Genomic DNA, 11,331 nt, shown 5'->3' with positions numbered 1-11,331 from the left:
CTTCTCACACCTCGACAGGCATGATCTTCCCGGTGTGCACGTCGTAGACGGCGCCACCGATGGCCAGTCCCTCGGGGAGGAACGGGCTGGTCCTGATACGCGTCAGGTCGTGCCGCAGAGCGGCGCTCTGGTCGGGCACGGTGTGGAACTCCAGACTGCGGGTGTCGACGCCGTGCTGCGCGGCGAGCTTGTGCACGTCGTCGTCGGTGGCCTTCGACATGCCGCAGTCGGTGTGCGGCATGACGAGGACCCGGTTGACGCCCAGCAGGTAGACCGCGAGCACCAGCGTTCGCAGCACGTCGTCGGTCACCCGGGCGCCCGCGTTACGCAGGATTTTCGCGTCTCCGGCTTTCAGGCCGAACAGCCCGAGCGGGTCGATTCGCGAGTCCATGCAGGTGACGACAGCCAGGCCGCGGGCTGCCGTACCGGTGAGCTCGGAGTCGGTGAACGTGGCGGAGAACTCCTCGTTCGCGGCCAGAAGATCGTCGAAGGCACCCACGCAAAAACCTTTCGGTCGGCGGAAACTATGGATTGATAATCCCTCATGCGGCTTTCCTGATGCCTTCCGGGGCGGTCTTCTTCGTTCGCTCAGGGAAGACTCCGCCATCTCCGCTCACGATGGGTGATGATGTCGTGACGCAAAGTTCGGGATTTTGGGGGGATCATGAGCAGGATCGCATCGATGGCCGAATACCTGCGTGCGCAGGCCAGGCGGAGGCTGGACCGGGTGGAGACCCATGACGAGGGCCGTAACGCGCGTTCGGCGCTGGCTCTGCTCGATGCGGCGGTCTACACAGAGTCCCTCGGCGACGACGACCCGCTGGTCGAGGTGCTCGTGGCGGCGGGGTGTTTCGGTCCCCACGGCTTCGGTGAATTTCAGCCCGGCGAGCAGGTCGCGCGGCTCATCCGCTCCTGGGAGTCGGGCGAGCCCTGGCAGCTGCTGATGGCGGTCAGGTTCGCTCTGCACACCTCGTCCGTCTGAGGTCCGGAGTCCGCCGACTCCGTCTGCGCGGGGGCGCGCTTCGCCGTACGACCGGGTGGGGGCCTGGCCGTACGGCTTCGGCCGGGCTGTGGTCCGTCGGGTGCCGGTGTGGCGCCGAAGCCCGGGGGAAGGACACTGGCGTAACTTCGTCGTTGGTGTCTCCTGAGAGGGATCATGGCAATCGCGCGCATGAGGTCGGTCGTCCTCGACTGTCCGGACCCGAAGATCCTGGCCGATTTCTACGGCGCCGTCCTGGGCTGGGAGGTGTCCTCGGTCGAGGACGACTGGGTGGTTCTGACCGACGGGCGGAGCCGGCTGTGTTTCCAGCTCGCGGAGGACTACCGGCCGCCCCGCTGGCCCGGTGCGGAGATCCCTCAGCAGTTCCACCTCGACTTCACCGTGGACGACATGGACGAGGGGGAGGCCGCCGTGCTCGCGGCGGGTGCGACCAAGCACGCCCACCAGCCGAGCGAGGACGACAGTTTCCGTGTCTTCCTCGACCCGGTGGGGCATCCGTTCTGCCTCTGTGTGGGAGAGCCCTCCCGCACCGGGTGACGGCCCGCGCAGGCGGGGCCGGGAAAACGAGGGGTGAGAACGGCCCTGACGGGCCCTCCAGGCTCGCAGAGGCGTTCACCGGGGGGAAAGGTCATCTTCTGGGAGAACCCCCGCCCTGCGGGCCGTGAGGGCGGGGGAGGGTTCCCGGAGGACGGGCGCGGGGCCCTCCTCTGGGAACGGTGGACCGGGATCGGGGGCTCAGTCCCCGGCGGTTTCGTCCTCGGACGGGTCGTCCGAGGCGCCGAGAGAGCCGCCGACGGCCGCCACGGTGTGTGTGAGACGCAGGCCCGATCCGTCGCGGCGGCCCAGTTCCTCGGGGAGCGGGACGGGCTTGCCGACGGTCGAGACGGCGCGCACGGGGGCGGGGCCCGCCCAGGCGAGCAGCAGGACGTCCTCACCCTTCAGGAAACGCTGGGCCCGCACGCCGCCGGTCGCCCTTCCCTTGGGGGGATACTCGGCGTAGTCGGAGATCTTCGCGCCACCGACCTGGGTCCCCGGCAGCGCGGTCGAGGAGCCCGCGATCGTCACGACCCTGGACTCACGGGCGGGGTCGACCACGCCGAACCAGATCACCCGGGCGTCCCCGTCGAGGCGGATGCCCGCCATACCGCCCGCGGGACGGCCCTGCGGGCGGACGCTCGTCGCGGGATAGCGCAGCAGCTGGGCGTCGGAGGTGATGAAGACCAGGTCGTGGTCCTCCGAGGTCAGCTCGGCCGCTCCCACCACGGTGTCGCCCTCCTTCAGCCCGATGACCTCGAAGTCGTCACGGTTGGCGGGATAGTCGGGAACGACCCGTTTGACCACGCCCTGAGCCGTGCCCAGGGCCAGGCCGGGACCTTCGGGGTCGAGTGAACCGATGCCGACGACGGTCTCACCCTGCTCAAGGGTGACGTACTCGGACACGGGATGGCCGCCGGACAGCGACGGCGGGCTGTTCGTCGGCGGCAGCGTCGGCAGGTCCACCACCTGGATCCGGATCATCCGGCCCTGGTTGGTGACCACGCCGACCTCGCCCCTGACCGTGCTGCGCACCACGGACACCAGCACGTCGTGCGCCGCGCGTTCGCCGTCGGCGGGCAGCGGGGAGGCGTCGGCCGTACGGGCCAGCAGGCCGGTGGAGGAGAACAGCACCAGGCACGGGTCGTCGGCGACCTCCAGCGGCACCGAGACGTTCCTGGCGACGCCGGAGGACTCCAGCAGAACTGTACGGCGCGGCGTACCGAAGGTCTTGGCGACCTGCGCCAACTCGTCGGAGACGACCTTGCGGAGTTTGGTCTCGGAGGCGAGGATCTCGCTCAGCTCGGCGATCTCCGCCTCCAGGGTCGCCTTCTCCCGGTCGAGCTCCAGCTTGTCGAAGCGCGTCAGGCGGCGCAGCGGGGTGTCCAGGATGTAGACGGCCTGGGTCTCCGACAGCGCGAAGGACTCGATCAGCCGCTGGCGGGCCTGGCCGGAGTCGTCGGAGGAACGGATGACCTGGATGACCCGGTCGATGTCGAGCAGGGCGATGATCAGGCCCTCGACGAGGTGCAGGCGCTCCTCCCGCTTGCGCCTGCGGTACAGGGAGCGGCGCCTGGTGACGTCGATGCGGTGGTCGACGTAGACCTGGAGCAGCTCGCGCAGGCCCAGCGTGCGCGGCTCGCCGTCGACCAGCGCCACGTTGTTGATGCCGAAGGTCTCCTCCATCGGCGTCAGCCGGTACAGCTCCTCAAGCACGGCCTCGGGGATGAAGCCGTTCTTGATCTCGATGACCAGGCGCAGGCCCTTGTGCCGGTCGCTGAGGTCCTTCAGATCGGAGATGCCCTGGAGCTTCTTGGCGGTGACCAGCTCCTTGATCTTGGTGACCACCCGCTCGGGGCCGACGTTGAAGGGCAGCTCGGTGACGACGATGCCCTTGCGCCTGGGGCTGACCTGCTCGACGGCGCACTTGGCGCGCATCCTGAAGGTGCCGCGGCCCTTGGCGTAGGCGTCGCGGATGCCGTCCAGGCCGATGATCGTGCCGCCGGTCGGCAGGTCGGGGCCGGGGACGAAACGCATCAGGTCGTCGAGCGTCGCGTCCGGCTTCTTGATCAGGTGGCGGGCGGCGGCGACGACCTCGACCAGGTTGTGCGGCGCCATGTTGGTCGCCATGCCGACCGCGATGCCGGTGGCGCCGTTGACCAGCAGGTTCGGGAACGCCGAGGGCATGACCGTCGGCTCGGTCTCCTGCCCGTCGTAGTTGGGCTTGAAGTCGACGGTGTCCTCGTCGATCGACTGCACCATCGACATGGCCGCGGCGGCCAGTCTCGCCTCGGTGTAACGCATCGCGGCGGGCAGGTCGTCGGGGGAGCCGAAGTTGCCGTGCCCGTCGACCAGGGGCAACCGCATCGAGAACGGCTGCGCCATACGGACCAGCGCGTCGTAGATGGCGCTGTCGCCGTGTGGATGCAGCTTGCCCATCACGTCACCGACGACCCGCGACGACTTCACGTGCCCTCGGTCAGGGCGCAGGCCCATCTCGCTCATGGAGTAGAGGATGCGGCGCTGGACCGGCTTGAGGCCGTCCCTGGCGTCCGGCAGCGCACGCTGGTAGATGACCGAGTAGGCGTACTCAAGGAAGCTGGTGCGCATCTCGGCGGAGACGTCGATGTCGACGATCCGCTCCTCGAAGTCACCGTCGGTCGGGGGTGTGGTCGTCCGTCGGGCCATCTGTTTTTCCTGCGCGGGCGCCTCGGTTTTCTGCCGAGGGAGAGCGCATCCTCCTTTTAGTCCTCGTGGTGTGACGGGTGGCTGGTTCAGGCCTGCGTGCCGGGGCGGGGCCGTCCTGCGCGCCCGTGACGGGCGGCACCTTGCGGAGTGCGGTGACACGCCCCTGCCGCCCGCGTGGGGGGCGAGATCATGAAGGCGCCTCCTCGGTGGTGGCGGGACCGGTCATCGGCGGGCATCGGGGCTTCGTCCCGATCGACGTGACCGTACATCGTGTGGAGTCTCGCCACCATACTCACCGTGGCCGACACTCCCGGCGGTCGCCGTCTCGCGGGCCCTCGGTCGTGGGGGAGCGGGGACCCGCTCCGGGCCAGGGGCCGGGGGTGACCCCCTCGTCCTCGTCCCCGGGAGCGCCGTGTATGACGTCGTAGACACGGAAGCCCCGTGCCCGGTAGTTGGCCAGGGCGTGCCGGCCGTCGAGGGAACAGGTGTGCAGCCACACCCGCCGGGTCGGCTCGCGGTCCTCGTGACGGTCGGCGAGGTCCCAGGCGCGGGCCGTGCCGACCTCAAGAAGACGACCACCCAGCCCCCTGCCCGTCGCCCAGGACATGAGGCCGAAACAGGTGATCTCGACTGACGCGTCCCGGCCGGGCGTGAGTTCGACGTAGCCCGCGGGTGTGCCCCTGTGGTAGGCGACCCAGGTCTCCACACCGCCCCCGAGCAGGTCCTCCCACTCCCGCCAGGTCCAGCGCAGCCTGTCCGTCCACTGCCAGTCGCCTCCGACGGCCGTGTAGAGGAACCTGCTGAACTCAGGGGAGACGACCTCGGCGCGCACGATGCCGGCCTCGATCGCGGGCCGTCCGGCGGGGAGCAGGTCCGAGCGCGAGGTCTGTTCGAGGTACCACGTTGTGACGTCCATAGCTGAGATGCATCAAACCACGACGTGGAACCGGGTCGGCCCGTTGAACGGAGACGGAGGCCACTCCGTGGGGAAAGGAGAAGGACGCTCCCAATGCTCGCTTCGCCGGTAAGGGCGGGCGGAGTGAAACGGTCACCCCGACCTGGTACCAATAGGCCGGTGAGCGAAGAGCAGATGCTGCGCGAAGAGGCAGAGGAGCGGCTGCGGGCCCTTGCCGGTGAGCACGCCCGGCTGCGTGAGGACCAGTGGGAGGCCATCAAGGCGCTGGTCGTGGACCGGCGCCGGGTGCTCGTGGTGCAGCGGACGGGCTGGGGCAAGTCAGCGGTCTACTTCATCGCGACCGCGCTCCTGCGTGAGCTCGGCGAGGGCCCCACGGTCATCGTCTCCCCCCTGCTGGCCCTGATGCGCAACCAGATCGCCGCCGCGGAGCGGGCCGGGATCAACGCGGTCACCGTCAACTCCGCCAACCCCGAGGAGTGGGAGCAGATCTACGGGCAGGTCGCCGAGGGCCTGGTCGACGTGCTCCTGGTCAGTCCGGAACGGCTCAACAACCCCGAGTTCCGTGACCGGGTCCTGCCCGAGCTGGCCGAGAGCGCGGGCCTGGTCGTCGTGGACGAGGCGCACTGCATCTCCGACTGGGGCCACGACTTCAGGCCCGACTACCGCAGGCTGCGCACGCTGTTCCAGGAGCTGCCCGAGGGCGTGCCGGTCCTGGCGACGACGGCGACGGCCAACGCCAGGGTGACCCACGACGTCGCCGAGCAGCTCAGCGCCGACGACGCGCACTCCGGCGGCGAGACCCTCGTCCTGCGCGGCGCCCTCGAACGTGAGAGCCTCCACCTGAGCGTCGTACGGCTGCGCGGCCCGGAGCAACGCCTGGCCTGGCTCGCCCAGACGCTGCACGAGCTGCCCGGCTCCGGCATCGTCTACACCCTCACCGTCGCCGCCGCCCAGGAGGTCGCGGCCTACCTGCGCGAGCAGGGGCACGAGGTGCTGTCCTACTCGGGGCAGACCGAGCAGGCGGAACGGCTCGCCGCCGAGCAGGCCCTGCTCGACAACAAGGTCAAGGCGCTGGTCGCGACCTCGGCCCTCGGCATGGGCTACGACAAGCCCGACCTCGGCTTCGTCGTCCACGTCGGCGCGCCGCAGTCCCCGGTCGCCTACTACCAGCAGGTCGGCAGGGCCGGTCGCGGGGTCGAGCGCGCCGAGGTGATCCTGCTTCCCGGCGCCGAGGACCGGGAGATCTGGGCCTACTTCGCCTCGCTGGCCTTTCCTCCCGAGCCCGTGGTCCGGGCCGTGCTCGACGCCCTGTCGGAGGGCGGGACGCTGTCGACCGCGGCCCTGGAGAACCGGGTCGATCTCAGCCGCAGCAGGCTGGAGACGATGCTCAAGGTCCTCGACGTGGACGGCGCGGTGCGCAGGGTCAAGGGAGGCTGGGAGGCGACCGGCGAGGAGTGGGCCTACGACGCGGGCCGCTACGCCCGCGTGGCGGCCGAACGCGAGGCCGAGCAGCGGGCCATGCTCGACTACCTGGAGACCACCGAGTGCCGTGAGCGGTTCCTGAGGCGGCGGCTCGACGACGAGACCGCCACGCCGTGCGGACGCTGCGACAACTGCACCGGCGCGCACCGTTCGCCCGAGGTCGACGCGCGGGCGGTCGAGCGGGCGGCGGAGAGCCTGAACCGCCCCGGAGTCGAGATCGAGGCGCGCAAGCAGTGGCCGAGCGGGCTGAGCGACCTCAAGGGGCGCATCAAACCCGAGCTGGGAGCCGAACCGGGCAGGGCGCTGGGCAGGCTGACCGACATCGGCTGGGGCAACAGGCTGCGCGGGCTGCTGGCCGACGGCGCTCCCGACGGCCCGATCCCCGACGACGTCTTCGCCGCCGTGGTCACGGTGCTGTCCCACTGGGAGTGGCGGCACCGCCCGGCCGCGGTCGTCGCGATCCCCTCCGCGAGCCGCCCCCAGCTTGTCGGGAGCCTGGCCGAGCGGCTGGCCCAGGTGGGGCGTCTGCCCTACCTGGGAGAGCTGGGATACCGCCGGGGGACCCCCGGCCGCCAGTTCAACAGCGCCCAGCGGGTCCAGGCGGTCCGTGCCACGCTGGCCATGCCCTCCGCGCTGACCGAGGCCGTCGCGCGTACGGGCGGGCCGGTGCTGCTGGTCGACGACCGTCTCGACACCGGCTGGACCCTGACCCTCGCGGCGGCCATGCTCCGCCACGCCGGGGCCCCCGCGGTGCTTCCGCTCACCCTCGCGGTCACGGCGTAGACGAACAGGGGTACGGCCCGTGCCGGGCCGTACCCCGAGAAGAAGGCGTCAGAGGCGGGGCCGGGCGCCCAGGTGGGAGATGGCCTTGGCGGCCAGGCGGCAGCCGGCGGCGAGAGACTCGGCGGGCGGCTTGTTCTCCAGCCAGGCGGGCAGGAACCCGGCGGTGAAGGCGTCACCGGCGCCGGTCCCGTCGACCACGCGCTCGACGGCCTCGGCGGGCACCTGGACAGGCTCCGCGCGGCCGTTGGTGTACCACAGCGCGCCCTCGTCGCTGAGCTTGACGACGACCTGCGGGAACCAGGCGGTCAGCACCTTGGCTGCGGCGGCGGGGTCGTCACGGCCCGTCAGGACCTTGGCCTGGTCGGCGTTGGCGAAGAGCAGCTTGACGTTCTGCGTCCATTCGAGGAACGGCTCGGCGCCGGTCCGCTCCAGCGGGGCGGAGGAGGAGCAGTCGACCGAGACCGACATCCCGGAGCGGCGGGCCATCTCCAGGGCGGCGAGACCGGCCTCGCGGGAACCCTCGTTGATCAGGGTGTAACCGGACAGGTGCAGATGAGCGCCCTGGGTGAACAGGTCACGGGGCAGGTCCTCGGGCGAGAGGGCGGCGTTGGCACCCGGGTCGGACAGCATGGTGCGCTCGCCCTTGTGGGTGACGAGCACGACGCAGGTGCCGGTAGGCCGTTCGGGGTCCATGACAAGGCGGGCGTCGACCCCGTAGCCCATCAGCTCCATGTCGCGGTTACGACCGGTGATGTCGGCACCCCTACGCCCGATGAAGGCCACCTCGGCGCCCTCGACCGCGAGCCAGGAGGCTATGTTGGCCCCGGAGCCGCCGCCGTGCATGGTGACGATCGCCGGTGTGTCGCTGGCTCGTGCCAATGGGTAGCGAGCTCGTGCGACCGCATCGGTCATCAGATCGCCCACCACGACCACCCGCGTCATGATGTCACCGCCTTGCTGCCTTCGATGCTGACGTGCCTCTAGCCGCGAAAAACTTAACAGCTTCCGGCCAGGGTATGGGGTCCGGACCGGATAGCGCGCCATAGTCGATGCACAAGCGTTGCGTGAACAGGACGCGAACCGCCCTGCTGATCTGGCATACGCGTCTGACGTTTACTCTCAGGACTGTGGAGGCTGCTCAGTATCCCGCTCACTGGGAGGCGGACGTCGTCCTTTCCGACGGCGGCACCGCCCACGTACGACCGATCAGGCCCGCCGACGCGGAACGGCTTCGCTCGTTCTACTCCCGGCTCTCCGAGGAGTCGATCTACTTCCGGTTCTTCGGCCCCAGACCCCGTCTTTCCGAGCGTGAGGTCACCCGGTTCACCAACGTCGACTACGTCGACCGTGTCGCGCTCATCGCGACGATCGGCGCCGACATGGTGGCGGTGATCCGCTACGACCGGATCGATCCCGGGGAGGCGGAGGTCGCCTTCCTCGTCGAGGACGCGCACCAGGGACGCGGAGTGGCCTCGGTGCTGCTCGAACACCTGGCGGAGACGGCCAGGGAACGGGGCATCACCCGCTTCGTCGCCGACGTGCTGCCCGCCAACCGCAAGATGACCGCCGTGCTCCAGCAGGCCGGATACACCGCGCAGAGCCGTTTCGCCGACGGCGTCGTACGGATGATCCTCGACCTGACCCCGACCGAGACCTCCCAGGAGGTGACCGCCTCACGTGAGCACCGGGCCGAGTCCCGCTCCATCGAACGACTGCTCTCGCCGGGGTCGATCGCGGTCGTCGGCGCGGGCAGGGAACCGGGCGGCGTCGGCCAGACCGTGCTGCGCAACCTGCTGGCCGCCGACTTCACCGGCCCCGTCTACCCGGTGCACCGCCAGGCGCGGGCGGTGGCCGGGGTGCGCGCCTACCCGAGCGTGACGGCCATCGACGGGGAGGTGGACCTCGCGGTGCTGGCCGTACCGGCGGACGGGGTGATCGAGGTGGTCAAGGAGTGCGCGGAGAAGGGGGTGCGCGGGCTGGTCGTGGTCTCCTCGGGATTCGGCGAGACCGGCCAGGAGGGGCGGGATCGGCAGGACGAACTGGTCCGCATCGCCCGCGCGTACGGCCTGCGCGTCGTCGGCCCCAACTGCCTGGGCATCGCCAACACCGACCCCGCGATCAGGCTGAACGCCACGCTGGCCGCGACCGTCCCCGGCCACGGCAGGGTCGGCTTCTTCAGCCAGTCCGGCGCCCTGGGCACCGCGCTGCTGCAGCGGGTCGCCCAGCGGGGCATGGGGATCTCCTCGTTCGTCTCGGCGGGAAACCGGGCCGACGTCTCCGGCAACGACCTGCTGCAGTACTGGGAGGAGGACCCCAGGACCGATGTGATCCTGCTCTACCTGGAGTCCCTGGGAAACCCCCGCAAGTTCGCCCGCCTGGCGCGGCGCATCTCCAGGCGCAAGCCGATCGTGGTCGTCAAGAGCGGCGGCACCACCCAGAACGTGCCCAGAGGGCACGCGGCGCCGGTGCTCGGCCTGCCGGACACCGCGCTCAGCTCGCTGTTCGAGCAGGCCGGGGTGATCCGGGTCGACGACCTGATCCAGCAGTTCGACGTCGCGCAGCTGCTGGCCTACCAGCCGCTGCCCAAGGGGCCGAGGGTCGGCCTGGTCGGCAACTCCGACGCGCTCGCGCTGCTCGCCGCGGACGCCTGCGTACAGGCCGGGCTCGACCCGGCGCCGCCGGTCAACCTCGGGGCCAGGGCCGGGGCGGCCGAGTTCGGCGCCGCGCTGACCTCGGTGCTCCAGGACGTGGACGCGGTCGTCGTCATCTACATGCCGCCGATCCCCGGCCCGGCGGACGAGGTCGCGGCCGAACTGCTCAGGGCCTCCCGCGACTGCGGCAAGCCGGTGCTGGCCACCTTCGAGGGCAGGATCGGCGTGCCGCCGGGGCTGCGGACCGGCGCGGTGCCCGAACGGGGCTCGATCCCGTCCTACGCCGCTCCCGAGGAGGCGGTCCGCGCCCTGGCCCACGCCGTACGGCACGCCCGCTGGCGCAAACGGTCCCCGGGCGTGCCCGAGGAGATCGAGGGCGTCGACACGGCCGCCGCGCGACGGCTGGTGCTGTCCAGGCTGGAGCGGGCCGGGAACGGCGAGGGGCCGGAGGAGGACGTCGAGATCGACCCCTCCGAACTGCTGGCCTGCTACGGCCTGACCGTGTGGCCCGCGGAGGTGGTCGACTCCCCCGAGGAGGCCGTCGAGGCGGCCGAACGGCTCGGCTGGCCGGTGGTGCTGAAGGCGGCAGACCCGGAGGCGGCCAAACGCGCCGGGACCGTACGGCTCGGCCTGACCGGTCCGGACGGGGTGCGCGAGGCCTTCGCGGGGCTGAAGGAGCAGCTCGGCCGGGGCGCGGTGCTCGCGGTGCAACGGATGGTCCCGCAGCCCGCGGTGCCGACCGTGGTCAGCGTCATCGAGGACTCCGCCTTCGGCGCCGTCGTCTCCTTCGGGCTCGGCGAGGTCACCGCGCGCCTGCTGCGCGACGAGGCCTACCGTCTGGCGCCGCTGACCTCGCAGGACGCCGCGGCGCTGGTCAGGTCGCCACACGCGGCCCCGCTGCTGTTCGGCGAGTACGGCTACCCGCCGGTCGCGGTCGAGGCGCTTGAGGAGCTGCTGGTCCGGGTCGGGCGGCTGGCCGACGACCTTCCCGAGGTGTCGAGGCTCGACCTCGATCCGGTGCTGGTCGGGGAGTCGGAGGTGATCGTTCTCGGGGCGCGCGCCGTACTGAGCAGTCAGCACGGACCGCGGGTGGACGCGGGGCCGCGCCGTCTCGGCTGGGCGGGGCGTGGGTGGTGATGAAAACCCCGCCACCGCCTTACCAATGCAATTAACGCCAAAAAACCGAATTAACCGCTTAGCTACTTCAGGGAAACCGCATTTCGCGGGGAGCGTCTTTCCGCCGATGGCCGAACCTCACGGGCTCCAGGTGAAAGCGC

General features: G+C 70.7%; 8 protein-coding genes. 4 read left to right on the top strand and 4 right to left on the bottom strand.

The window, feature by feature from the left end:
- Positions 1-4: 4 nt before the first annotated feature.
- Positions 5-499 (bottom strand): beta-class carbonic anhydrase, encoded by a 495-nt coding sequence (locus ACFOYY_RS35780; protein ID WP_352015876.1) that lies wholly within the window; start codon positions 497-499, stop codon positions 5-7.
- Positions 500-664: 165 nt separating this feature from the next.
- Between ACFOYY_RS35780 and ACFOYY_RS35775 the strand changes: the two genes are divergently transcribed.
- Together ACFOYY_RS35775 and ACFOYY_RS35770 are read left to right on the top strand one after the other, a co-directional pair.
- Entirely contained in the window at positions 665-982 is a 318-nt protein-coding gene (locus ACFOYY_RS35775) for a hypothetical protein (protein ID WP_352015875.1), read from the top strand.
- A 174-nt stretch (positions 983-1,156) separates the two neighbouring features.
- Positions 1,157-1,537 (top strand): VOC family protein, encoded by a 381-nt coding sequence (locus ACFOYY_RS35770; RefSeq protein WP_352015874.1) that lies wholly within the window; start codon positions 1,157-1,159, stop codon positions 1,535-1,537.
- Positions 1,538-1,735: 198 nt separating this feature from the next.
- Here ACFOYY_RS35770 and ACFOYY_RS35765 read toward each other — a convergent pair whose 3' ends face one another.
- Both ACFOYY_RS35765 and ACFOYY_RS35760 read right to left on the bottom strand, forming a co-directional pair.
- Complete coding sequence (locus tag ACFOYY_RS35765; RefSeq protein ID WP_352015873.1) at positions 1,736-4,222, bottom strand: DNA gyrase/topoisomerase IV subunit A; 2,487 nt, start codon at positions 4,220-4,222, stop codon at positions 1,736-1,738.
- A gap of 292 nt (positions 4,223-4,514) precedes the next feature.
- On the bottom strand, positions 4,515-5,138 hold the full coding sequence (locus ACFOYY_RS35760; RefSeq protein WP_352016366.1) for a GNAT family N-acetyltransferase: 624 nt from the start codon (positions 5,136-5,138) through the stop codon (positions 4,515-4,517).
- A 174-nt stretch (positions 5,139-5,312) separates the two neighbouring features.
- Here ACFOYY_RS35760 and ACFOYY_RS35755 point away from each other — a divergent pair, with 174 nt between their 5' ends.
- Positions 5,313-7,403, top strand: a complete 2,091-nt coding sequence (locus tag ACFOYY_RS35755) for a RecQ family ATP-dependent DNA helicase (RefSeq protein ID WP_386195659.1) — start codon at positions 5,313-5,315, stop codon at positions 7,401-7,403.
- A gap of 48 nt (positions 7,404-7,451) precedes the next feature.
- Here the strand turns inward: ACFOYY_RS35755 and ACFOYY_RS35750 are convergent, their stop codons facing one another.
- Positions 7,452-8,345 (bottom strand): carbohydrate kinase family protein, encoded by an 894-nt coding sequence (locus ACFOYY_RS35750; RefSeq protein WP_352016367.1) that lies wholly within the window; start codon positions 8,343-8,345, stop codon positions 7,452-7,454.
- 185 nt (positions 8,346-8,530) lie between these two features.
- Here ACFOYY_RS35750 and ACFOYY_RS35745 point away from each other — a divergent pair, with 185 nt between their 5' ends.
- On the top strand, positions 8,531-11,191 hold the full coding sequence (locus ACFOYY_RS35745; protein WP_386195649.1) for a bifunctional acetate--CoA ligase family protein/GNAT family N-acetyltransferase: 2,661 nt from the start codon (positions 8,531-8,533) through the stop codon (positions 11,189-11,191).
- Positions 11,192-11,331: the final 140 nt, after the last annotated feature.

Source organism: Streptosporangium jomthongense (assembly GCF_042650425.1).
Lineage (GTDB): Bacteria > Actinomycetota > Actinomycetes > Streptosporangiales > Streptosporangiaceae > Streptosporangium.
Note: the sequence above shows the minus strand (reverse complement) of the source record. Positions and strands in the feature narration are given on the sequence as shown.